The organism is Halomonas sp. 3F2F (assembly GCF_014897805.1).
GTDB lineage: Bacteria > Pseudomonadota > Gammaproteobacteria > Pseudomonadales > Halomonadaceae > Vreelandella.
The window spans coordinates 40,294-63,223 of record NZ_JABUZE010000067.1 but is presented as its reverse complement, the minus strand read 5'-3'; the positions used below and the strand labels follow the sequence as shown (position 1 = coordinate 63,223).

Genomic DNA, 22,930 nt, shown 5'->3' with positions numbered 1-22,930 from the left:
GTCATGAGCCAGCAGCAATCCATCGAACAGTTTCTCTATCAGGTCGCCGAACTCTGTGACAGCCAGGATTGGGATGCTTATTTAGACCAGTTCGCCCCAGAGTGTGAGTTTCATATCCCTCAGTGGAAGGGCGACCACGAGATCACCCAGGACCCGAAGCGTGAGATGTCGCTGATGTACTACGCGGACCGCACGGGCATTGAGGATCGCATCTTCCGCCTGCGTACTGGTAAGTCCGCTGCTTCCACGCCGATGCCCCGCACGCTGCATCTGATTAATAACGTGCGCTGGGCGCCACGTGATGATGGTCAGGTGCAGGCTAAGGTGAACTGGGTCACTCACTTCCACCGCTTCGGTGAGAGCGGCTACTTCTTCGGCACGGCCAACTACACGCTGCGTGGTGATGGCGACGACTGGAAGATTACCCGTAAGCACACGGTACTGCTCAACGACAAGATCGATTCCGTCTTGGATTTCTACCACGTCTGATGTTGCTGGAGGGCGAGTCATGCATAACACAGCCGCCATTGTCTTTCGGGACGGCACCACCCGCTTCGTCAAGGTCGATAAGAATGAGCTGCTGATGGATGCCGCTCAGCGTCACGGAGTCAATCTGCCGGTGGATTGCCGGGAAGGGGTTTGTGGTACCTGCCGCTGCCTGCGCGAGTCCGGTGATGTCGACGTCGAGTATATCGATGAGGAAGCCTTGACCGAGGAGGAGGTCTCCGCAGGGCATGTATTGGCTTGCCAGACTCGCCTGCGCTCCAGTCAGGCTTCTTTCTACTTCGATATCGATTCCAACGTCTGCAGTGTGGCTACCGAGGTGCATAACGGCACTGTCAGCGCCGTGGAGCAGGTCTCCGATGGTGCTGCCATCCTCGAGATCACCCTCGACGATCCCACTCAGGCATTGCCGTACCTGCCTGGTCAGTATGCTCGCATCGAGGTGCCGGGTAGCGATCAGTGGCGGGCTTACTCCTTTGCCACCTCGGCGGTACAGGAGGGAAAGCTGCGCTTTTTGATTCGCCTGTTGCCGAGCGGTGTGATGAGCGATTACCTGCGCGACTGTGCCCTGGTGGGCGATGCCATCTCTCTGGAGGCGCCCTTGGGAGCCTTCTATCTCCGTGAGGTACAGCGCCCGTTACTGATGGTGGCTGGCGGCACAGGCCTTTCTGCCTTCCTCGGTATGCTTGAGGAACTGGCCGAAAAGGGCGAGTGCCAACAGCCGATTCGTCTCGTCTATGGAGTAACCCAGGAGCAGGATCTCAGTGAGCTCGCGCGCCTAGAAGCTTTCACCGAGACGCTGCCCGACTTCGCCTTTGGCACCGTTGTAATGACGCCTTCCGAAGCGTGGCAAGGCAACAAGGGCGTGGTCTGTGACCTTTTCGATCTCGACTTCCTCGCCCAGCCCTTCGATGCCTACCTGTGTGGGCCGCCACCGATGATTGAGGCTAGCAAGACTTGGTTTGAGGAAAATCCGGTGGGCGAATGCCGAGTGTTTTTTGAGAAATTTATCTCTAGTTGAGGTTTCTATGCGCGGCGTCTCTATTGAAGATATTCAAACAGTGCTGGTCGATTTACCAACCATCCGTCCACACAAGCTTTCCATGACCACTATGGCCTGCCAAACCATGGTCATTGTGCGCATGCGCCACTCGGATGGGGTTGAAGGGCTAGGCGAAGGCACCACCATTGGTGGCCTTGCCTACGGCCCAGAAAGCCCAGAGAGCATCAAGCGCAATATTGATACCTACCTAGCGCCGCTGCTGATCGGTCAACCGTCAGGCAATATTCATCAGCTACGCGCCCGCCTTAACCGCCACATCCGCGGCAATATGATCGCCAAATCGGCGCTGGAAACCGCGCTGCTCGATGCTCAGGGAAAACGTTTGGGGCTAAGCGTGGCCGAGCTGCTCGGCGGCGCCCGCCAAACACATTTGCCGGTGCTCTGGACGCTGGCCAGTGGCGATACCGCCAAGGATATCGACGAAGCGCAGTTGCGCTTAGAGCAGCGCCAGCATTGTGACTTTAAGTTGAAGATCGGCGCACATCCGGTGGATCACGATGTACGTCACGTGGCGGCCATCAAAGAGGCCTTGGGGGATCGCGCCAGCGTGCGCGTTGACGTCAACCAAGCGTGGGATGAGTCCACCGCGGTTCGCGGTATTCAGGCACTGCAGGAGGCCGGTATTGAGCTGATCGAGCAGCCCATTCCTGCTCGTGAGCATGCCGGGCTGGTCCGACTGGCTAACCGTTTCAATGTGCCAATGCTCGCTGACGAGGCAGTACAAGACGCTCGCGACGGGCTTGACCTTGTCTGCGGCGGTTTCAGTGGTGCCTTCGCGCTGAAGATTGCCAAAGCCGGTGGCATGTACGGCGTGCTGGAACTGGCCCATGTTGCCCAAGCTGCGGGGGTTGGCTTGTACGGTGGCACCTTGCTGGAGGGCACCATCGGCACTGCCGCGTCACTCCACGCCTGGGCAACGCTACCAGAAATGGCCTGGGGGACGGAGATGTTCGGCCCGCTGCTGCTCAAAGACGACATCGTCGTTAAACCGCTGAATTACCATGACTTTGGCGTCGACTTACCGACAGGGCCGGGGCTGGGTATCACGCTAGATGAAGACAAGGTTACGCACTACTCACGTAAAGACTAGTCGCGTAAGAGCCGAGGAGGAGAGCGCCATGCTGTATCAGGTAGAAATGACCGTTAAATTGCCGACGGATATGCCCGCCGAGCAAGCGGCAGATATTAAGGCTGCTGAAAAGAGCTACTCCCAAGACCTGCAGCGCCAGGGCAAATGGCGCCACTTATGGCGGGTGGCAGGCAGCTACTCGAACGTCAGCATCTTTGACGTTGAAGATAACGCCGAGCTGCAAGCATTGGTTAGCAACTTACCGCTGTTTCCCTATATGGAGATCAGCGTCAAACCGCTGTGTCGTCACCCCTCTTCAGTGCGTGACGACGATAGCTGATATACCCAGGTGCAAGGTTAGTTCTTATTAATAACAACAGCTTATAACAAACAGAGGGTTTCACCATGACCGTGAAGATTTTTGACACTCCCGACGTGCAAGACTTCATCAAAACCGTTGCTGGCTTTGGCCAAACCGGTGGCAATGATCGCGCCAAACAAATTGTGCATCGCTTGGTATCTGATCTGTTCAAGCTAATCGATGACTTCGATGTGACCGAGGAAGAGTACTGGGCGGCGGTCAATCTGCTCAATTCGCTGGGTAGCCAAACTCAGTTTGGTTTGCTGTCTCCTGGACTTGGTTTTGATCACTACCTTGATATGCGCCAAGACGCTATCGATGCCGAAGCCAAACGCACTGGCGGCACCCCGCGTACTATTGAAGGCCCGCTGTATGTCGCTGGCGCCCCGGAAGCCGAAGGTTTTGCCCGCATGGACGATAGTCAGGATAACGACGGTGAGACCATGTGGCTGACCGGTCAGGTGCGTGACGTGAGCGGCACGCCGATTGCTGGCGCGAAGGTCGAGATTTGGCACGCCAACTCCCATGGAGGTTACTCCTTCTTTGATCCTTCGCAATCTGAGTACAACCTGCGTCGTACGATTTATACCGACAGCGAAGGTCACTACACCGCGCGTAGCATTATCCCCTCTGGTTACGGCGTACCCGAAGGTGCGCCCACGGATGTAGTGCTGAAATCTCTGGGACGTCACGGGCAGCGTCCAGCGCATATTCATTACTTCGTCTCCGCTCCGGGCCACCAGCACCTGACCACTCAGATTAACCTGGCGGGTGATCCCTACACCTATGACGACTTTGCCTTTGCCACCCGTGAAGAGCTGGTCGTCACTGCCGAACGTATTGAGGACCCCGCCGAGATTGCCAAGCGTGAACTAGACGGTCCGTTTTCTCATGTGGTGTTCAATGTGGCACTGGCCAACGTTGAGGCACCCGAGCTACAGGTGCGTCATGCCCGGCCGCGGGCTAAAGAAGATGAGCAGGATCTCGCCAGTCAACTGGCCGGTACAGCGAAGGTCTGAGTCTGTTTTCAAACCACATAAAAACTATATAAGAGACCCATTATGACTCCTACAAAAGCCTTTCTGAGCACTGCCGTGGCGGCCTCTCTACTCTTTGGTGCCGTTTCTGCCCAGGCTCGCGATTTCCGCCTGGGGGTAATTACACCTCCCCAGCACCTCTGGTCCACCGAAGCTGTGGCCTTTGCCGACACCCTTCATGAGCGTTCTGATGGCGAGCACAGCGTCAGTGTCTTCCCGGCTCAGCAGCTCGGTAACGAAGCACAGATGGTTCAGCAATTGCAGACTGGCGCGCTGGACATGGCCTTTCTGACCATCGCTGAAATTTCCAATCGGATTCCTGACTTCGGTGCCCTCTATGCGCCCTATCTGGTTGATGATGTGGATCATGCCGCGCGCCTACTGCGTTCCGACACTGCCGGTGAACTGCTCGACCTGATGCCCCAGGGCGTGGGTATGGTCGGCGTTGGCTATGGCATGGTAGGCATGCGGCAGGTGCTCTCTCGGGCACCTATCGAGAACCAGGCCGATATGAGCGGGAAGCGCTTGCGTATCACCCCCTTTGAGCCAATCCGTGACTTCTATACTGCCACTGGCGCGGCTCCAGCCCCGTTGCCATTGCTCGAAGTCTATGACGCTCTGGCTAATGGCCAGGTAGATGCCATCGACATGGACTTTGATTCTATCTTGATCCTCAAGTTTTATGAGCAGGCGCCTAACTTACTGATCTCCAACCATATGATGTTCCCTATGGTGGGTGTGGTCTCCGGTCGGGTTTGGCGCGAACTCTCAGTGGAGGATCGTGAGTTGATCGAGACCGCCATGGCTGAGCACCTGGAGAATGTCCTGTCCGGCTTTCAGGCTAAGGATGCTGCCCAAGAAGCTGAGATCCGTGAGCTTGGTCTGAACATTGTCGAGGCCGATGCTGAGTTCTTCGGCGACGCCATTGCCGAGTGGGAAGCAATCTGGGGTGAGAAAGCTCCGAGACTGGAGATGCTTCGCCAGGAAGCCGACCGTCTACGTGAATGAGGGCGACGTGATGTTGTCACGACTTTCTGACCGACTTGCCAAAGGAGAGGAGATCACTGCCGCTGTCCTAGCGGCGGCAGTGACCCTGCTGATCCTTGTCAATGTGGCTTTTCGTGCCGCCGGCTATCCGATCTACTGGATCAGCGAGCTGGCTATCTACGCCATGATCTGGATGACTCTGCTGATCTCCAGTGCGGTTTTTAAACGGCGCCAAGGGATTGCTGTGACGCTGTTCACTGATCTCTTGCCGACCTCTTGTCAGCGCCTGGTAGGTTTGTTTGTCGACCTCATGGTGGCGCTCTTCGCGCTGATTCTGCTGTGGCTTTGTTGGCGCTGGTATCAGCCACTACTGCTGTGGCAGAGCGGATTCGATATTCAGGCTTTTCAAGGCGAGACCTTCAATTTCATCTATGCCGAGAATACCTCAACGCTGGGTATCAAGAAGTTCTGGGTGTGGCTGATTCTTCCTTGGTTCGCCGCTTCCTTGCTGTTCCACAGTCTGATCAATTTATGCCAATCGCTGTGCAATCTTGGTCGTCCGGCATCCCACACCACTCAAGAGGAGGTGGCCCGATGACTGTCGCTGTCTTTGCTGTGCTACTGCTGGGGGCGGTGCCCATTGCCCTGGTGCTGGCACTTACCGCCCTGTTCTATATATTGGTATCGGGTAATACCGTGCTCTTTGAGTCCTATCCTCAGCAGTTATTCGCGGCCATCGAGAGCTATGGGCTGCTGGCCATTCCACTCTTTATGCTGGCCGGAGAGTTGATGAACGAAGGTGGGGTAACTCGCCGATTGATCGACCTGGCACGGCTGCTGGTGGGTGGTTTTCGCGGTGGCTTGGCCTACATCAATCTGGTTGCCAACATGATGATGGCAGCGATTATCGGTTCTGCCGCCTCGCAGATCGCCATCATGTCTCGGGCTATGGTGCCAGCCATGGAACGGGAGGGCTATGACAAGCCCTATAGTGCGGCCATTACCGCTGCTGGCGGCTTGCTGTCACCCATCATCCCGCCCTCGATGCTGTTCGTGCTGTTCGGCGTGATGGCCCAGGTGCCCATTGCGGATATGTTTATCGCCGGTATCTTGCCGGGCCTACTGCTAGGCGGCACCTTCTTTCTGACTATCGCCATCATGGGGTTGGTACAGCAATACCCCAAGGGAGAGTGGCTGAGTCGACAAGAAGCAATAAAAGCGCTGAAGATGGGCCTGCCAGCCATGTCGATACCGCTGATTATCATCGGCGGTATTCTGCTGGGCTTAGCGACTCCCACCGAATCGGCGGCGCTCGCCTCGCTGGTGGCGTTGCTATTAGGGCGCTATCTCTATCGTGATTTGAAAGTCGCCATGCTGCCCGAGATACTCAAACGCACCGCTATCAATGCCGGTCTGGTGATCATGTTGATCGCTGCTGCTGGAGTCTTCGGCTGGGTGGTCGTCTACGAGCAACTGCCGCAAATGGCTGCCGCCTGGATCGCTGCTTTGACCACCGACCCCTTTATTTTTCTGCTGTTGCTGGTGGGGGTGTTGCTACTGGTGGGAATGATCATCGATGGTATCGCTGCGCTGATCCTGGTAGTCCCCATCCTGCTGCCGATTGCCACCCAGCAGTTTGATATTACTCCCTACCAGTTTGGTGTGGTGGTCTGTCTGACGTTAGTGCTGGGACTTCTGACGCCGCCAGTGGGTGCAGGACTGTTTATTGCCTCTTCCATGACGGGGGTGCCGCCTATGCGTATCTTCCTGGCATTGTTGCCATTCCTGCTGGCGAGTCTTGTGACCTTGGTGTTGTTAGCTTGGCAGCCCTGGCTGACGCTGGCACTCCTCTAGAAAACGGATGTACAACCTTTAAGTAGCAGAGCCCCCTCAAGGTGTGACCTTAAGGGGGCCGCCCACCTTCAAACTATTCATGGCTACCTGACTGGCAATATCACGGATGCCTTCCATTGGGCTGACCGTGGTCGAGAGGGGGGGGGGGCGATTACTTCGAAATTATCGAGTATTTAAATGCTAGTTTCTTCTTAAACAATTAATAGTATGAGATTGTTTAAAACAGCCCCGTGGAGGGTGAATAAAAGCTATAAATATCTTAAATGGAGTGACTATGAGCGATCATGATAATAAAAACGCTAGCCAAAGCGCGTTAAGCTTGAAAGGCGAAAGAAATGTTCACTGGAATCAGGATATCAGTTATGGGCAATATCTGGACTTAGAGCCCCTGTTATCTTGCCAGCGCCCACGCTCTGACGTACACGATGGGATGCTGTTTGTTATTATTCACCAAGTCTCTGAATTATGGCTTAAACAGTGTCTTCATGAAGCCCATGCGGCCGCTAATAATATTATGGTCGACGAGCTGCGGCCAGCTCTAAAGATGTTGACTCGGGTAGCACGCATCCAAGAGCAAATGATTCAGGCTTGGGAGGTATTAGTTACCATGACGCCAGCAGATTATATTTCCTTCCGTGATAGTCTCGGTCAAAGTTCTGGATTTCAATCGTATCAGTACCGCGAGCTGGAATTCTTGCTGGGAAATAAACATCCAGGGCTGGTTGAAGTGCATCGCTCGCATCCTAAAAACTATCAACACCTGACGAATGTTTTAAACGCACCCAGCCTTTATGATTGTTGTCTTAAATTATTGAGTCGACGCGGCTTTTCTCTTCCCGAAAAAGTGATTAACCGAGATTGGTCTGAGCCGTATGTGGCTTCACCCGAAGTAGAGGCCGTTTGGGCTGATATTTATCGCGATACTAACCAGTATTGGGATCTGTATGAGCTAGCCGAGAAGTTGATTGATACCGAATACAATTTCCACAAGTGGCGCTTTAGTCATATGAAAACGGTAGAAAGAATTATTGGCTATAAAGCGGGGACGGGAGGAACAACGGGTGTGTCTTATCTTAAAAAGGCATTGGATTTGAAGTTTTTTCCTGAGCTTTGGTCAGTTAGAACCACTATGTAGCCAACGATTGGTGGGTTCTGTTATTGATAATAAAAATGATGTCTCATGGTTATTGAAACCGCTGTGACTCTTTACCATGCTATGTGCTAAAAGATGATTTATATGCAAAATAAACCATCTTTTTTGGCGGTTTCATTATCGTAGATAAGTATCTGTGCTTGGCACTGGTAAGGCAGGGGCTTTTATTGTAACAGTACAGTGGCCGAGCGCTTTAGGGTTTCCGAGGGCAGTTCGCTGAAACGCACCTTGTACTCCTGTGAAAAGCGCCCCAACTGCTGGAAGCCGCAATCCATGGCGATGCTCGATACGCTTTCGTTGGGGGTGGCTCGTTCCAGGCGCTGGCGCACATAGTCGAAACGCAGTTGGCGGAAGTAGGCGATGGGAGAGACTCCGTAGTGAGTATGGAAGTCTCGATAGAGCCGTTCTCGTGAGACGCCAGCCGCTTGTTCCAATTCGGCTAGGCCGAGGGAGCGATCCAAGGACTCATGGAGTAGCGCTTCTAAGTCACTCAGGTAGGCAGGGCGCCCCTGTTGGCGACCGAGTAGCTCGCTTGTGTAGTTGTGAGGCTGGGTATACAGCAGGCTGGTAATCAGTGAGTTCTCGAAATTGCCCCACACCTCGGGAATATCGCAGAGTGAACCTTCGGCATGCAGCATTTCCTGCAGGTTAGCTACCATCTGCCACCACTCTTTCACCGTTCCGCTTAGAAGCATGCGTGGTTCAAAGATGACTGGCTGTGATAAATGGCGGTGCAACAGCTGTGATAGCTTGTGTTCAAGGGCTTGGCGGGAGAGGCGTACAAGGCGCTTCTGGCATTGCTCGTCCATGCTCAGGCGCAGTGTTTGGCTAGGCGAGATGATCGCTCCCACGGCAGTATCAGAGTCGAAGGCTTTATCTTGATACTCCATGCTCTGGGTGCCCTGAAGGGGCAAACTAATGCTGTAGCTGTGGGTCAGATCGGCAATGTCGACGGTTACCCGAGTGGCGTATTCGATGGTACCGATCGAAACACTGCCTAGGCAGGTTCCTTGATGGCGAAAGCTGAGCTGACGCGGTTGAGGTACTTCCAGACGATGGGGGCCGTTGACTTGGCTCATCCAGCGGCAGGCCGAGTCGGGATGACGAAACTCGGCGGTGATTTGTTGTCGGGCCATAGGTACGGTCATGTTTCCTCCTAGCCTCGCCGCAGTAATCATTATTTTGGGGCCTTGAGGCCGTAGCGCGGTCGAGGGTTTGTTCGCATGTCGTCTTTAAGTGCGCATTGCGAACTTGTATTGTTATTTTGCCACTTTGGTGAAGCAATGGCTATTCGTCTAAAAGTATTGCTTTTAGCCGCCTGAATAAAGACAAAACCGCAGACTTTCTGCTCGCTACCGGCCGACGAGACACCGGCTTCGTAGTGTCTCGCTGGGCGATTCGCCAAATACCTGACGATAACTGAGGCTGAAGCGCCCCATATGAGTAAAGCCCCAGCCCATGGCAATGTCGGTGATTGTCGCCGTGTCGGTGTCGGTTAGCAGCGCCTGCCGGACTCTTTCTAAACGCACCTGGCGTAAGGTTTCCATGGGGCTCTGATGGCGAAAATCTCGGAAGCCGGCATAGAGGGTTCTCAGGCTAACACCAGCCACCGACGCCAACTGAGCCGGGGTCAGCGGCTCTTGGGCATGGGCCTCGATATACTCCTCCACCCGTTTGACGTGGCGTGGGGCGAGGCGTTTATCCCCTTGGCGCAGCGCATCGCTGTAATTGTGGGGCTGAGTCGTTAACAGGGTATGGATGATCAATTGCTCAAGCTGGGGGGAAATCAGCGGATCTTGGTGTGCCTCCGGTGACTCCTTGAGCAGCCGAGTGATATAGCCGATTAGGTTGAACCAGCTGGGCGTGTCGCGCCAGTACATTACGGGGTGAAAACTTAAAGGGGCGCGTAGAGGGCGTCCCAAAAAGCGGCTACAGGCATGCTCTAGTGCTTCACGCTCGATACGTAGCATCAACTGATCACAATCTTCACTATAGTGCATCCTGAGTCGTGCCGTGGGGTTGAGTACTGAGGCCAGCAGCTGTCCCGAGTCGATCTGTTCGCCGTCGTTGTCAATCCGGGCTTGTCCCTGTAGGGGCATCTGAATCAGGTAGAAGTGCTCGAGCCGCTCAGGGTCGATGCGCACAGCTCCGCCATAGGCGAGGCGGTTATAGGAGACGCAGCCCAGCGCTACTGAGTGCAGGCGGGCAGACAGTTTGCCACCGTGACTCAACGGTTCCAGATGATGTGACTTAAAGATATTGGCGACGTTTGTGCGTGTTTCCTCTGCGGCAGTCGAGCTGAATACCAAGTTCCGATGATCCTCCATCAGGGCTTGCTTCATCCAACGGGGTAGTGATTGTTGCGTTGTCATAAGGATCTCAATTGTTGTTATGTGCCCGCATCAATGGGGAGTGTCGAAAGTCCTTTCAGTATAAATAGCGATTTTCTTGATTCATTTCTTGGCAAATTACTTTCTGCACTCAGCGGATAGAGATGGCAGTTAGCGGATCGTGAAGTGCTTACTTTCTTGTCTAAGGTGATGGCGTGGACTTTAGCAATGACCCGCCAACAACAACGAAAGGTATCTACATGGGCACTTCTATCGAGATCAAGGCAGCGGATGGCAGCGGAAACTTCACTGGTTATCTGGCCGTTCCCGCCTCCGGCAGCGGCCCCGGGATTGTGCTGCTACAGGAAATATTCGGTGTTAATGCCACCATCCGTGAAATCGCCGATTACTACGCTGAAGAGGGTTATGTGGTGCTGGCACCGGATCTGTTCTGGCGTCAGGCGCCTAGCATTGAATTAGACTATACCCCGGAGGATTGGCAACGTGCCTTTGGTTTATTTTAAGGCTTCGATCAGGAGCTCGGTATTGAAGATATCGCCGCTGCTGTCGAGACCCTACGGTCGCGTCCAGAGTGCAGTGGTGCCGTAGGTGCCCTGGGCTTCTGTCTCGGTGCCCGTCTGGCCTATTTGACGGCTTGTCGTTGTGATGTAGATGCCGCGGTGGGTTACTACGGCATGGGAATCGAGAACCATCTGGACGAGGCAAAAAACATCCGTGGGACTCTAGTGCTGCACTTCGCCGAACAGGATGAATATTGTCCCGCCGCCGCCCGCGAGGCGATAGAAGCTTCCCTGGGCGAGCAGGATAATATCGAGCTGTATCTATACCCGGGTGTGGATCATGCCTTTGCCCGCCCTCATTCAGAGCACTACCACAAGCCCTCAGCGCTCATGGCCCACCAGCGCTCGGTGACGGCTTTTCGCAATGTGATAGGGCCTCATTACGATCTCTCGGCGCTGTGGGATAAGCATTGCGAGTATGAGTTTTCTACCCGCAACGTGGACGACACCATGGCCACCATGGTGGAACAGCCCTATGTCAACCATATCCCGACGCTCACGGGCGGGGTGGGGTATCGGCAGCTCTATCGCTTCTACAAGCATCACTTCGTCGACAGTAATCCCGCCGACACTACCCTGATTCCTCTATCACGCACTATCGGGGCGACTCAAATCGTTGATGAAACATTGTTCTGCTTTACCCACGATCGCGAGATCGACTGGTTGCTACCAGGGATTGCGCCCACCGGTAAGTATGTGGAAATCCCGCTCGTCGCCATCGTCAAGTTCCGCGGCGACAAGCTCTATCATGAACATATTTACTGGGATCAGGCTTCGCTACTGGTGCAGATCGGGGTGCTCGACCCGACAGGGTTGCCAGTAGCAGGTCATGAGACAGCCGTTAAATTGCTAGACGAAACCTGGCCTTCCAACGAACTGATGCACACTTGGGGCAACAGCGCCAATCGCTGATCTATTTGTGCCTGCCTACTCGTAGCAATCACCTCAAAACCACTTGATGTTAAGAGAGCGTTTTCTGCTTGATCAGCGCAAGCTGCTCGGTTCTTTACCATTGTACGTCTGAGTTAGCTGCTGATGACGCGGTTGAAACACCGTCAGATTTGGCAAAAAAAACGCGTTAACACGTAAAGAAAAAGGGTGCCCATGATGGGCACCCTTTTTCATTAGCGGCTTGCTAACGACGTTAAGCGCTTTGTTTAACGCCTTTTTTGAGCTCACTTTGTTTGCTGTCATTGGCATCGCTTGGCTGTGGAAGCGAGGGCAGTGATTTAGCGAGCATATCGACACTATGCCGGTAGTAGAGCTGGCTCTTGTTGTGTTCGCCAAGGCTTGCATAGAGGCGAGCAAGCTCGGCGCATACTTCACCGCTGGGGCGTTGACGTTGACTGGCTTCAAAGTACTCCAGTGCTTTTTCCCACTTACCAGTACGCAGCGATAGTCGGCCACAGGTCAGCAATAGTTCGGGATCGTTGGGGCGTTCTTGCAGCCATTTTTCCGCTTTTGCTAGCTGGCGCGCAGCGTCTACGTTTAGTAGGCCGTAGCGTTTTACTAAGCGCGCATCCCAGTGGTTGTCCAGTGAGTGATTAAGCAAGCGCTCAGCAATAGGCTCTTCGTTGGCCTGTAAAAGCGCCTCGGTATAGAGCACGATTAGCTCGGTATTGCCGCGTAGATAGTCCGGCATATCGGCCCATAGCCCGCGTACACGCTCGATATTCGTGGGGTTTTTTGCCTCAAAAATAATCAATTCACGGTATGCTTTGAATTCCAGTTGCTCACGTTCTTGCTGAGTGATCAGCTTTTGCGCTGCCAAACGGGGTATTAACTGGCGTAAGCCTTCCCAATCGTTAACGCTTAAGTGCACTTGCTTAAGCAGCTTGAGGACTTGCGGGTGGTTGGGCAGCTTCTTATCCAGACGATTCAGAATGGCCAGCGCCTCTTCAGGCTGCTGACGATCAATCATCAGTTGAGCTTGCATCAGGCCAATCGCCGTATCAGCCCCTTCGGTAGTGAGCTGAGCCTGATTTAAATGCTCCTGAGACATTTCGTGGTGACCTTGGTAATGCGCCGCCAGTGCCGCAGAGAGGTAGTTCACAAGAGGTGTGCTGGAATCGTCAGCCGCTCGCACCAGCGTTTTCTCGGCTTTTTTCCAACGGCCTTCGGTTAAGGCCACCAAGCCGCGCACGGTGCGTTTCATGGCACGACGATTGCGGGCACGGCTATTCCAGGTGCGAAAACGCCCGACCGGACGAATAATGCCGCTGAGCAGGCGTAATGCAAAGTGCAAAACGATGAAGGCACCCAGTAGCAGCACCAAGCCGAACCAAAACGACGTTTGTACCGAGGTGTCACCAACGCGTATTAACCAGTAGCCTGGCACCGACATCATCAGGTGCCCGAACAGTGCGCCGACCGCTAAGCCGGCAACAATTAAGAGAATTAGCTTTCTCATGCATCACCTCCACCTTGGCGACGCGACTCAAAGCGGTTTTCAATAAAGCCCGCTAGTGCCTGTTGCGAAGCACTGATGTCTGGTAACTCAGGCTGCACCTGGGTTTGCTTCAGTTCTTGCAGGCGAGCAATAACGCTTTGCGTCTCTTCTCGTTCGGTATCGTAGTAGCCGTTGAGCAGCGCCAGTGCCTTATCGATGCTTGCCTCAAAAAGCGCTTGCTCTTCTTTAAGCAGTGCCAGCTGAGACTGTTCAAGAATCAGGCGTAGGCTTTGACGCAGATAGGACTCTTGCTCGGGTGTAATCAGTGTTTCTAACGCTTCGTCGTGCTGACGAATCACCACAAGATCTTTTAGCTCTTCCCCAAAGCGAGCCAATTGACGTTGGAAAGTGCCCGTGGGCGGCTGTTCAATGCTAGAGGTAACGGCGCGCTCTTCGATCTCTTGTGACAGGCGTAGGCCAGCAATACGCTCTTGCTGAGCGTTCAATGCAAGATAAATACCTGTGCGATCAACCTGTGGTACGGCGTCCAGGGCGGCAAGTTCGTTAGCAATTTCACGACGTACTGGCGTTAATGCAGGGTTGTCGGCATCGACCAAGCGAGCATCGGCGGTACGCAGCAGGGCGGCAGCACCTCCAACGTCACCTTCCAGTTGCAGGCGCTGGTTGGCTAACCGTAGCAGGTAGGCGGCTTCAGCGTGAAGCCAGTCTCGCTCGTCGGTCTCCTGCTCTTGAGAAAGCTGAGCTAGCACGTTGTCTAATGTGCTGTTGACCTCGCCACGGTAGCTGTCCAGCTCGCTACGCAGTTCGCTCATCGTGCTATTCAGCGCTTGGGTGCGCTCGGCTTCGCTGCTCTCAATGCGCGATGTTAGGTTGCTAACTGCCTGTTGCGAGGCACTGCTTTGTGTCAGTTGGGCGAGCTCGTCTATACGCTGCTGCTGGTTATCCAAGCGTTGCCAGCCTTGCCAAGCAGCAAACGCGACGGCAAGTGCCAGGATAATCACCAATGCAATGGCGATACCACTGCCTTTGCCACCACCACTGTTCGTGGTGCTGTTCTTAGAAGAGGGCGGGACATGCGCAGCATTGCCAGACGCGCTATTGCTAGACGTGCTATTGCCACTGCTCGTTGGCTTGGCGCTTGCCGTCTGCTTGGTACCTGCTGACGGCTTAGTGTCTGCCGAAGATTTAGTATCTGCAGAAGATTTAGCATCAGCTGTCTGTTTGGGCGCGTCGCTTGGTTGGGGCGAGGCTTGGTCATTATTGACGTTCGCTGAGGCGGTGCTGGCACTGGGCGCGCTAGAGCCCGCTTTATTACGGCGACGCGAGCGGCTGTTTTTAGCGGCGTAAGAAGATGCTGCCGTATTGCCTGCTGTTGACGTTTCGCCGCCCGACGCGGCTGACGCGGAGGTGTCGCTCGGTTTAGCGTCGTTTTGAGTTGTATCGGCAGACGCGTTGTGTACGCCTTCCTGATCATTTGGTTGTTTGCTCATCTGTCGCTAGCCCTTATTAAGTTCCTTGATCGACATCGGCACCCTTCGGGTTGCAGGACCGACCCAACGCCGCTGCCAGTGCAGCTGGTGTTGCTCCCGACGCCACCTTGAGGTCACGAAAACCCAGTTTACCGGCCAGTTTAGCTAAACGGTGACTGGAAACGATTAGCGGTTGGTTCAACGCTGCTTGTTCACACCATCTTGCCAGATGTTGAAGCAGTTCGCCGCTGGTAGCGATTAACGCTCGATAATCGCCGGTTAATAGACGTTGTTGCAGGGCAGGCGTTGGCGCTTGATATACACGTCGATACACGGCTATGCGGGTCACGTTGGCCCCACGTGCGCTCAATGTATCGGCTAATAATGAGCGACCACCTTCACCAGCCACTAGCAATATACGCTGATGCGTAAGCGTTTTGAGTGAGGCTAGTGACAACAGCGCCTCGCTCGTGTCTTCTCCGTAGTCAGGCGAAGGAATATGGACACGCACACCCAGTTGTTCAAAGAGCATGCTTGCCGTCGCACGGCCTACGCTATAGTAATCAATGCCCACAGGCAGCTGTGGCCAATAGCGATCAAGCGCCTCGCTTAAACAGTAAGCGGCAAAGGGGCTGACCACCACTATTTTATGGTACTGATCAATATCTAACCACACGCTACGTTGAACGTGGTCCTCGGGCAGCGGCTCTAAGCGCATAACATTGAGGTGCTCTACAGAAGCTCCCTTAGCACGCAGCGAGTCTGCTAGGGCCTCACCCCGCTCACCGGGGCGGCAGATCAGTACCGGTTGACTCATACGTTGCGGCCATACACCTCGGCTAATATATCGCCTGCCCCTTGATCCAGCAGATCCTCGGCGATTCGGATACCCAGGGCTTCGGGCTCATGAATGGAACCGCTGCCTTCTGCACGCAGTACCTCTGTACCTTCTGGGTTGCCAACCAAACCGCGCAGCCAAATAGTATCGCCTGCCTTATCAAGCACGGCATGGCCTGCGATAGGCACTTGGCAACCGCCTTCAAGACGGGTGTTCATGGCGCGTTCGGCACGTACACGGGTGGCAGTGTCGGGGTCATCCAGCGGGGCTAATAAGCCGATTAGCTCGGGGTCATGGAGGCGACACTCGATGCCTAGTGCCCCTTGGCCACAGGCAGGAAGGCATATTTCAGGCGGCAGTGCTTGGGCAATTCGTTCATCGAGACCTAAGCGTTTCAAGCCAGAGGTGGCGAGAATAATGGCATCAAATTCGCCCGCATCTAATTTGGCTAAGCGAGTCTGTACGTTTCCGCGTAGATTAAGAATCTGCAGATCAGGGCGCGCTTCACGTATTTGCAAGCCACGACGCAGACTAGCGGTACCGATACGAGCACCCTCTGGTAGCTCGTCGATGCTGGTATAGTGGTTAGAAACAAACGCATCGGTCGGATCGGCGCCTTCCAAAATGACAGAAAGACCGAGCCCTTCGGGAAAGTGCATAGGAACATCTTTCATTGAATGAACGGCGATATCTGCACGCCCATCGAGCATGGCATCTTCTAGCTCTTTCACAAAGAGCCCTTTACCGCCAATCTTGGAAAGCGGTGTGTCGAGAATTTTATCGCCCTTAGTGGAGAGCGCAATAAGTTCGACTTCCAGGCCGCTGTGTGCCGCCATCAAGCGGTCGCGGACGTGCTCGGCTTGCCACATGGCAAGCTGGCTTTTACGCGTGGCAATGCGCAGTTTAGTGATGGATGACACGTGGTTCTCCCTTTGTCGCTTACAGGTCGCGACGAACTATGATAAGTCTCATCATAAAGCACCCAGCCACACAGTAAAAATAACCGGCTGAATTTAAGGCCAGTGTTGTCAGGCAAACCACATATTTAGGTAATGCCATGCCCCTTGCTAAATCTCAAGGCAAGTTAGACCAGTTTTTTTTATTATCACAAGACTTATTCTTTAGTATTGATTTCGCAGGCATTTTACTTAACGTCAATCCTATGTTTGAAACCTTGCTGGGCTATTCCGCTAGCGCATGGATAGGCAAGCCATGCAGCAAGGTAGTGGACCGTCGCGATATCCCGGTTGTCGAGGAAGCATTGGCGTGTCTCCAGTCCCAAAAGAGAGTACCTCCGTTTGATGTTCGAGCGCTGACGGCTGAGGGACAAATGGTGTGGCTAGAAGTGACCGCTGTGGTGGGGGAAGGGGTCATTTACGTAGTCGCCCGTGATATTTCGCGACGAAAAGCCATCGAGAAACAGCTCATCCGTAATCAGAGGCTCTTCCAAATAGTTGGCGAGACAGCGCTGATTGGTGGCTGGTATGTTGATATGTCCGAAAGACTGCCTATTTGGTCGAACGAGGTGTGTCGCCTGCATGGCGTTTCGCCCGGGTTTCAACCCACTGTTGAGGAGGCAATTGACTTCTATGCGCCGAGCTTCCGGCAGCGTATCCGTGAGGTTTTTGAAGCCTGTTGCGAGCACGGTATCAGCTTTGATGAAGAGCTAGAGATCATCACTCGACAAGAAGTAAGGCGATGGGTAAGAGTGATTGGAAAAGCCGTACGAGACGAACAGGGGCACGTTGTTCAGGTTCAGGGCTCAACCCAAGATATCACTGAGCGCAAAGCGACAGAACGGCAGCTTACACTGCTAGAGAGGAGCGTTGAATCGAGTATCAATGGTGTCATCATTGTTGATGCTCAGCGGCATGATTTGCCAATAGTTTATGTGAACACGGCTTTTGAGCGAATTACCGGCTACTCTCGGGGTACGGTGATAGGGCAAAACTGCCGCTTTTTGCAGGGCGAAGAGACGGATCCCACCACGCTGGATCAGCTGCGCAGAGGGATTCGAGCGCAGCAAGACGTTCATGTCGTGATGCGCAATTACCGTCGTAACGGAGTGCCATTTTGGAATGATCTGTATGTTTCCCCTGTGCGCGATACTGCGGGCGCTGTAACGCACTTCATTGGTGTACAGAATGACATTACTGCCCAGCGCGAATACCAAGCGCAGCTTCGACATAACGCTTGCCACGATGCATTAACAGGCTTGCCTAATCGCTTGTTACTCGACCAGCGACTGGCACAGGGCTGCCAGCTGGCTAAGCGGTATCACCGCTATATAGCCGCGCTATTTGTCGATTTAGATGACTTTAAACCGATTAATGACACGCTTGGTCACGAGGTAGGCGACTATATGTTAATTGAGGTCGCCAAGCGCCTTGAAGAAGAGCTGCGCCCTTGGGATACCGTGGCGCGTTTTGGGGGAGACGAGTTTATCGTTCTATTGCCTGATTTAGCCCATGAAAAAGATGTCATGCAGGTCGTTGAGCGACTGCTCGCTCGTCTCTCTGCGCCCTACTGGTATCGAGGCAGCGAGCTACGTATTACTGCCAGTATAGGAATTGCCACTGATGATGGAATGATTAGCGAACCGCGCCAGCTTATACAGCAGGCGGATCTGGCGATGTATAAAGCCAAGCGGCAAGGGCGTAATACCTATCAGTGGTATACCGATGAGCTAAATCGTAAAGTTTCTGAACGGGTTAATTTACGTCATGCGTTGCAACAAGCCATAGAACAGTCGCAATTTGAGCTGCATTACCAACCGCAAATACATGGCTCCACGGGTCGAGTTTCTGGCGTAGAGGCGCTGATTCGCTGGTATCACCCTGAGCGTGGCAACATTGCTCCTGGCCAGTTTATTAGTTTGGCAGAAGATACCGGACAGATTATGCCGATCAGTGAGTGGGTGTTGGAGAGGGCGTGTCGTGATGCTGTCAGATTGAACGCGAGCGCAAATGTGCCTATTACCATGGCGGTGAATATTTCGCCCATGCAGTTTCAGCGCGCGGGATTTTTGTTATCTATTGAACGGGTGCTTGAGCAGACAGGCTTGGCACCCGAATTATTAGAGCTAGAGCTTACCGAAGGCGTACTGATGGACAGTACGGAGCATGTCATACAAACATTGCAGGATCTGCGTTCGCTGGGTGTGCATATTGCGCTGGATGATTTCGGAACCGGCTTTTCCAGTCTTAGCTATCTCAAACACTTGCCGATTAACAAGCTTAAAATTGATCGATCATTTGTGCGCGACGTGGTCAACGACACTCGGGATGCTGCGATTGTCGATGGCGTGGTAACCATGGCGGCCAAGCTGGGTCTTGAGGTATTAATCGAAGGCGTAGAGACGGCAGAGCAGTATGCATATCTCAGCGCACGCCATAGCAAGCATTTTCAGGGCTTCTACTTTGCTCGTCCGATGCCATTTTCAGCCATACGTAGCTTATTACACGAATCTCCTTATCCGTTTAGTGACGCTGAGACCTCGCCGACATGAAAAACGACTATAAAACGGCATGCCGCTGAGTGCGGCGACTCTGGTACACTTTCTGATAACGATGACTTTAGTTTTTAACGACTCCTTCAGTTTTGTCAGCAGGATATGCCTCCGATGAGCCAAGCTACGAACCAGTCTTGGGGCGGTCGCTTTAGCGAGCCCACCGATGCTTTTGTCGCACGCTTCACCGCGTCTGTGACTTTCGACCAACGCCTGGCGCGCCAGGATATTCAGGGCTCGATTGCCCACGCCACCATGCTAGCGCGAGTCGGTGTACTGACCGATGAAGAGCGTGACACCATTATCAATGGTCTCACCGAGATTCAGGGTGAAATCGAGCGAGGCGAGTTTAACTGGTCGGTCCCGCTTGAAGATGTACACATGAATATCGAAGCGCGGTTGACCGACAAAATTGGTATTACCGGCAAAAAATTGCACACCGGCCGCTCACGTAACGACCAAGTAGCGACCGATATTCGCTTGTTCATGCGTGATGAGATCGATGTGATCGAAGCGGAGCTGGTGCGTCTGCGCGAAGGCATGATTGAGCTTGCTGACCGTGAAGCCGATACCATTATGCCCGGCTTCACTCATTTGCAAACGGCACAGCCGGTGACCTTTGGCCACCATCTATTGGCATGGCAAGAGATGCTAACCCGTGACCACGAGCGCTTACTGGACTGCCGCAAGCGGGTGAACGTGATGCCTCTTGGCGCCGCGGCGCTAGCGGGTACCACGTACCCCATCGACCGCCATGTCACTGCTGAATTACTCGGCTTTGATCGCCCGGCAGAAAACTCGCTGGACGCCGTCTCTGATCGTGACTTCGCTATCGAATTCACCAGCTTTGCCAGCATTCTGCTAATGCATCTATCGCGGATGAGTGAAGAGCTGGTGCTATGGACCAGCGCTCAATTTGATTTTATCGACCTGCCTGACCGCTTCTGCACCGGCTCTTCGATTATGCCGCAGAAGAAAAACCCTGATGTTCCCGAACTGGTTCGCGGTAAAACGGGCCGTGTGTATGGTCATTTAATGGCGCTGTTAACGCTGATGAAGTCTCAGCCCCTGGCCTACAACAAGGACAACCAGGAAGACAAAGAGCCGCTGTTTGATGCCGTTGATACCGTGCGCGACTGCTTAAAAGCCTTTGCTGACATGGTGCCTGCTATCGAGCCGAAAAAAGACAGCATGTATGAAGCCGCACGACGTGGATTCTCAACCGCCACGGACCTTGCTGATTACTTGGTTCGCAAGGGCGTCGCCTTCCGCGATGCCCATGAAATTGTCGGTCAATCGGTGGCTTACGGTTTGAAGACTAAGAAAGATCTGTCTGAAATGACCCTTGAAGAATTGCAGCAGTTCTCTGCCACGATTGAGCAGGATGTGTTCGAGGTGCTTACATTAGAAGGCTCTGTGGCCGCCCGTAACCATATCGGTGGCACCGCGCCTGATCAGGTGCGCGCCGCTGCCAGCCGTGCCCGCGAGGCGTTAGCTGCGCTTAAAGGTGATGCATGAAACGCTGTGTTACCACCTTGAGTGCGGTGCTGATGATCGCGCTGCTATTAGTGGGTTGCGGCCAGAAAGGGCCGCTCTATTTGCCTGATGAAGACACCCATGGTTCGGCTGCCGAGCAGGAGGGGTAATGGATCACTTTAACTACCGCGATGGCGTGCTTTATGCCGAAGACGTCCCGCTTACCCAGGTCGCCGCTGAACTGGGCACGCCCTGTTATGTTTATTCGAAAGCGACGTTAGAGCGCCATTTTCGTGCTTATACCGAAGCCCTGGGTGGTCATCCCCATTTAATTTGTTATGCGGTGAAGGCTAACTCTAATTTGGCCGTGTTGGGTTTGCTTGCTCGCTTGGGCGCTGGGTTTGATATTGTTTCGATTGGTGAGCTTGAACGCGTGCTGAAAGCGGGTGGTGATCCGAAAAAAGTCGTGTTTTCAGGCGTTGCCAAGCAGCCTCATGAAATGGCCCGTGCGCTAGACGTTGGCATTAAGTGCTTCAATGTTGAATCCCGTCCCGAGCTTGAGCGATTAAACGCTGTTGCGGCGGAACTGGGCAAGGTGGCACCGGTATCGCTGCGGGTAAACCCAGATGTGGATGCTGGTACCCATCCCTATATTTCCACTGGGCTGAAAGACAATAAGTTCGGTATTCCAGTCGACGAAGCGCTGGATGTTTACACGCTGGCTGACAGCTTACCCAACTTGCGTGTCACCGGGCTAGACTGCCATATTGGCTCTCAGCTCACTGAAACGGCACCCTTTTTAGATGCTCTTGAGCGGCTGTTAATGTTGATGGAGCGGTTGCGTGAGCGCGGCATCGAGATTGACCATTTGGATTTAGGTGGCGGGCTAGGTGTGCCTTATCGTGATGAAAAGCCACCTCAGCCGTTTGATTATGCGAGTCAATTGCTGGCACGCCTTTCTCGCTGGGAGGGCGGTGAAGCGCTTACTTTGCTATTTGAGCCTGGCCGCTCTATTGCCGCTAACGCAGGTTTAATGCTGACCCGTGTAGAGTTCTTAAAACCCGGCGAAACCAAAAATTTCGCGATTGTTGATGCCGCCATGAATGACCTGATCCGCCCTGCGTTGTACCAGGCATGGCAGGCGATTGTGCCGGTGGATACCCGCCAGCAGCGTGAGCGTGCGGTCTATGATGTGGTCGGTCCTGTCTGTGAAACCGGCGATTTCCTCGGTAAAGAGCGCGATTTGGCAATTGCTGAGGGCGATTTACTGGCCGTTCGATCAGCGGGTGCTTACGGCTTTGTGATGGCGTCAAATTACAATAGCCGTCCACGCCCTCCGGAAGTGATGGTCGATGGCAGTAGCTATCATGTGGTCCGCGCTCGGGAAAGCCTGGAAAGCCTGTGGGCCGGTGAAGCTCTGCTGCCGGAAGGGGAGCGCTGATGCTGTTGCACTTCACCAAAATGCATGGTCTGGGTAATGATTTTATGGTGGTGGATCTGGTGACTCAGCGAGCGCGTCTGCGTGATGAGCAGATTCGCCAGCTAGCAGACCGGCGCTTTGGCATTGGCTTCGACCAATTATTGGTGGTTGAGCCGCCCCGTGATCCAGAGATGGACTTTCGCTACCGTATTTTTAATGCGGATGGCAGCGAAGTTGAAAATTGCGGCAATGGCGCGCGCTGCTTTGCACGTTTTGTTCGCGACCAGCGCCTGACACATAAGCATGAAATTCATGTGGAAACGGCCGGTGGGTCACTGGTACTTAATGTTCAGCACGACGGTATGGTGCGCGTTGATATGGGGAGACCGCGCTTTAATCCCGCCACGTTGCCGTTTGAAGCACCGGGGGATCAACCCTTACACACTGTCGAGGTCGACGGTGATACGCTGGAGCTGGGAGTTGTCTCGATGGGCAATCCCCATGCTGTGCTGCAGGTGGAAAGTGTTGATAGTGCACCGGTTGAGCATCTTGGTCCGTTGCTTGAGTCTCACCCTCGCTTTCCGAAGCGGGTGAATGTGGGATTTATGCAGGTTGTGTCGCCCAGCGAAATTCGCCTGCGAGTGTATGAGCGTGGCAGCGGCGAGACGCTTGCTTGTGGCACCGGCGCCTGCGCTGCTGTGGCTAGTGGCATTCGCCAGGGGTTATTGAAAAGCCCGGTCACCGTTCATTTGCCGGGTGGTCAGTTAAGCATTGAGTGGCCCGACCCCGAAGCGCCGTTGGTGATGGTGGGCCCTGCTACACGCGTCTTCGACGGTCGTGTCACACTCAACTAATTCGAGGAGAACGGCG

20 protein-coding genes and 1 pseudogene are annotated in these 22,930 nt (G+C 54.0%); 15 read left to right on the top strand and 6 right to left on the bottom strand.

The window, feature by feature from the left end:
- The first annotated feature begins 3 nt into the window (after positions 1–3).
- From antB to kynA, 9 genes are all read left to right on the top strand, one after another.
- Positions 4–489 (top strand): anthranilate 1,2-dioxygenase small subunit, encoded by a 486-nt coding sequence (gene antB, locus INT21_RS08145; protein ID WP_193085034.1) that lies wholly within the window; start codon positions 4–6, stop codon positions 487–489.
- 19 nt (positions 490–508) lie between these two features.
- Complete coding sequence (gene antC, locus INT21_RS08140; RefSeq protein WP_193085033.1) at positions 509–1,525, top strand: anthranilate 1,2-dioxygenase electron transfer component AntC; 1,017 nt, start codon at positions 509–511, stop codon at positions 1,523–1,525.
- Between the two features lie 7 nt (positions 1,526–1,532).
- Positions 1,533–2,657: a muconate/chloromuconate family cycloisomerase gene (locus INT21_RS08135; protein ID WP_193059581.1), complete on the top strand. Its 1,125-nt coding sequence runs from the start codon at positions 1,533–1,535 to the stop codon at positions 2,655–2,657.
- Between the two features lie 28 nt (positions 2,658–2,685).
- Positions 2,686–2,976, top strand: a complete 291-nt coding sequence (gene catC / locus INT21_RS08130; RefSeq protein WP_089040225.1) for a muconolactone Delta-isomerase — start codon at positions 2,686–2,688, stop codon at positions 2,974–2,976.
- A 65-nt stretch (positions 2,977–3,041) separates the two neighbouring features.
- Entirely contained in the window at positions 3,042–4,016 is a 975-nt protein-coding gene (gene catA, locus INT21_RS08125; RefSeq protein ID WP_193059580.1) for a catechol 1,2-dioxygenase, read from the top strand.
- Between the two features lie 42 nt (positions 4,017–4,058).
- Entirely contained in the window at positions 4,059–5,042 is a 984-nt protein-coding gene (locus INT21_RS08120) for a TRAP transporter substrate-binding protein (protein WP_051626399.1), read from the top strand.
- A gap of 10 nt (positions 5,043–5,052) precedes the next feature.
- A complete protein-coding gene (locus tag INT21_RS08115) occupies positions 5,053–5,619 on the top strand; it encodes a TRAP transporter small permease (RefSeq protein ID WP_193059608.1) in 567 nt (188 codons plus the stop codon).
- Positions 5,616–6,875, top strand: a complete 1,260-nt coding sequence (locus INT21_RS08110) for a TRAP transporter large permease (RefSeq protein ID WP_193085032.1) — start codon at positions 5,616–5,618, stop codon at positions 6,873–6,875. The genes INT21_RS08115 and INT21_RS08110 overlap by 4 nt, the downstream gene beginning before the upstream one ends.
- A 274-nt stretch (positions 6,876–7,149) precedes the next feature.
- Entirely contained in the window at positions 7,150–8,010 is an 861-nt protein-coding gene (gene kynA, locus INT21_RS08105; protein ID WP_193059918.1) for a tryptophan 2,3-dioxygenase, read from the top strand.
- A gap of 182 nt (positions 8,011–8,192) precedes the next feature.
- On the opposite strand, the gene INT21_RS08100 is transcribed toward kynA, so the two are convergent.
- Positions 8,193–9,176 carry an AraC family transcriptional regulator gene (locus tag INT21_RS08100; protein ID WP_193059338.1) on the bottom strand — a complete coding sequence of 328 codons (984 nt, stop codon included), beginning with the start codon at positions 9,174–9,176 and terminating at the stop codon, positions 8,193–8,195.
- Between the two features lie 204 nt (positions 9,177–9,380).
- Complete coding sequence (locus INT21_RS08095; RefSeq protein ID WP_193059339.1) at positions 9,381–10,400, bottom strand: AraC family transcriptional regulator; 1,020 nt, start codon at positions 10,398–10,400, stop codon at positions 9,381–9,383.
- A 218-nt stretch (positions 10,401–10,618) separates the two neighbouring features.
- Between INT21_RS08095 and INT21_RS08090 the strand changes: the two are divergent.
- Positions 10,619–11,851 (top strand): annotated as a pseudogene (locus INT21_RS08090) (dienelactone hydrolase family protein).
- A gap of 232 nt (positions 11,852–12,083) precedes the next feature.
- On the opposite strand, the gene INT21_RS08085 reads toward INT21_RS08090, so the two are convergent.
- Genes INT21_RS08085 through hemC form a run of 4 tightly spaced genes read right to left on the bottom strand, consistent with a single transcriptional unit; the run spans position 12,084 to position 16,576 of the window.
- The gene (locus tag INT21_RS08085) at positions 12,084–13,349 is read right to left on the bottom strand and encodes a heme biosynthesis HemY N-terminal domain-containing protein (protein ID WP_193059341.1); all 1,266 of its coding nucleotides are present in this window, start codon (positions 13,347–13,349) and stop codon (positions 12,084–12,086) included.
- Positions 13,346–14,839, bottom strand: coding sequence for a uroporphyrinogen-III C-methyltransferase (locus INT21_RS08080; protein ID WP_193059342.1), 1,494 nt, complete (start codon positions 14,837–14,839; stop codon positions 13,346–13,348). The genes INT21_RS08085 and INT21_RS08080 overlap by 4 nt, the downstream gene beginning before the upstream one ends.
- A gap of 16 nt (positions 14,840–14,855) precedes the next feature.
- Positions 14,856–15,635, bottom strand: a complete 780-nt coding sequence (locus INT21_RS08075) for a uroporphyrinogen-III synthase (protein WP_193059343.1) — start codon at positions 15,633–15,635, stop codon at positions 14,856–14,858.
- Entirely contained in the window at positions 15,632–16,576 is a 945-nt protein-coding gene (gene hemC, locus INT21_RS08070) for a hydroxymethylbilane synthase (RefSeq protein WP_089040238.1), read from the bottom strand. The genes INT21_RS08075 and hemC overlap by 4 nt, the downstream gene beginning before the upstream one ends.
- Before the next feature lie 137 nt (positions 16,577–16,713).
- On the opposite strand from hemC, the gene INT21_RS08065 reads away from it, so the two are divergent.
- From INT21_RS08065 to dapF, 5 genes are all read left to right on the top strand, one after another.
- Positions 16,714–19,164, top strand: coding sequence for a sensor domain-containing protein (locus tag INT21_RS08065; RefSeq protein WP_193059344.1), 2,451 nt, complete (start codon positions 16,714–16,716; stop codon positions 19,162–19,164).
- 114 nt (positions 19,165–19,278) lie between these two features.
- Complete coding sequence (gene argH, locus INT21_RS08060; protein ID WP_193059345.1) at positions 19,279–20,682, top strand: argininosuccinate lyase; 1,404 nt, start codon at positions 19,279–19,281, stop codon at positions 20,680–20,682.
- Positions 20,679–20,810 carry an LPS translocon maturation chaperone LptM gene (lptM, locus tag INT21_RS08055; RefSeq protein WP_089040241.1) on the top strand — a complete coding sequence of 44 codons (132 nt, stop codon included), beginning with the start codon at positions 20,679–20,681 and terminating at the stop codon, positions 20,808–20,810. Before argH ends, lptM begins: the two co-directional genes overlap by 4 nt.
- The gene (gene lysA / locus INT21_RS08050) at positions 20,810–22,081 is read left to right on the top strand and encodes a diaminopimelate decarboxylase (protein ID WP_089040242.1); all 1,272 of its coding nucleotides are present in this window, start codon (positions 20,810–20,812) and stop codon (positions 22,079–22,081) included. Before lptM ends, lysA begins: the two co-directional genes overlap by 1 nt.
- Positions 22,081–22,914 carry a diaminopimelate epimerase gene (gene dapF, locus INT21_RS08045; RefSeq protein ID WP_089040243.1) on the top strand — a complete coding sequence of 278 codons (834 nt, stop codon included), beginning with the start codon at positions 22,081–22,083 and terminating at the stop codon, positions 22,912–22,914. Before lysA ends, dapF begins: the two co-directional genes overlap by 1 nt.
- Positions 22,915–22,930 lie beyond the last annotated feature (16 nt).

Excerpts from the sequence above, each read along its gene's own strand:
- lysA (WP_089040242.1), top strand. The coding sequence starts at position 20,810 with ATGGATCACTTTAACTACCGCGATGGCGTGCTTTATGCCGAAGACGTC.
- argH (WP_193059345.1), top strand. The coding sequence starts at position 19,279 with ATGAGCCAAGCTACGAACCAGTCTTGGGGCGGTCGCTTTAGCGAGCCC.
- INT21_RS08135 (WP_193059581.1), top strand. The coding sequence starts at position 1,533 with ATGCGCGGCGTCTCTATTGAAGATATTCAAACAGTGCTGGTCGATTTA.
- INT21_RS08095 (WP_193059339.1), bottom strand. The coding sequence starts at position 10,400 with ATGACAACGCAACAATCACTACCCCGTTGGATGAAGCAAGCCCTGATG.
- dapF (WP_089040243.1), top strand. The coding sequence starts at position 22,081 with ATGCTGTTGCACTTCACCAAAATGCATGGTCTGGGTAATGATTTTATG.
- INT21_RS08080 (WP_193059342.1), bottom strand. The coding sequence starts at position 14,839 with ATGAGCAAACAACCAAATGATCAGGAAGGCGTACACAACGCGTCTGCC.
- catC (WP_089040225.1), top strand. The coding sequence starts at position 2,686 with ATGCTGTATCAGGTAGAAATGACCGTTAAATTGCCGACGGATATGCCC.
- lptM (WP_089040241.1), top strand. The coding sequence starts at position 20,679 with ATGAAACGCTGTGTTACCACCTTGAGTGCGGTGCTGATGATCGCGCTG.
- INT21_RS08065 (WP_193059344.1), top strand. The coding sequence starts at position 16,714 with ATGCCCCTTGCTAAATCTCAAGGCAAGTTAGACCAGTTTTTTTTATTA.
- INT21_RS08110 (WP_193085032.1), top strand. The coding sequence starts at position 5,616 with ATGACTGTCGCTGTCTTTGCTGTGCTACTGCTGGGGGCGGTGCCCATT.
- INT21_RS08120 (WP_051626399.1), top strand. The coding sequence starts at position 4,059 with ATGACTCCTACAAAAGCCTTTCTGAGCACTGCCGTGGCGGCCTCTCTA.
- antC (WP_193085033.1), top strand. The coding sequence starts at position 509 with ATGCATAACACAGCCGCCATTGTCTTTCGGGACGGCACCACCCGCTTC.
- catA (WP_193059580.1), top strand. The coding sequence starts at position 3,042 with ATGACCGTGAAGATTTTTGACACTCCCGACGTGCAAGACTTCATCAAA.
- INT21_RS08075 (WP_193059343.1), bottom strand. The coding sequence starts at position 15,635 with ATGAGTCAACCGGTACTGATCTGCCGCCCCGGTGAGCGGGGTGAGGCC.
- INT21_RS08115 (WP_193059608.1), top strand. The coding sequence starts at position 5,053 with ATGTTGTCACGACTTTCTGACCGACTTGCCAAAGGAGAGGAGATCACT.
- INT21_RS08100 (WP_193059338.1), bottom strand. The coding sequence starts at position 9,176 with ATGACCGTACCTATGGCCCGACAACAAATCACCGCCGAGTTTCGTCAT.
- INT21_RS08085 (WP_193059341.1), bottom strand. The coding sequence starts at position 13,349 with ATGAGAAAGCTAATTCTCTTAATTGTTGCCGGCTTAGCGGTCGGCGCA.
- antB (WP_193085034.1), top strand. The coding sequence starts at position 4 with ATGAGCCAGCAGCAATCCATCGAACAGTTTCTCTATCAGGTCGCCGAA.
- kynA (WP_193059918.1), top strand. The coding sequence starts at position 7,150 with ATGAGCGATCATGATAATAAAAACGCTAGCCAAAGCGCGTTAAGCTTG.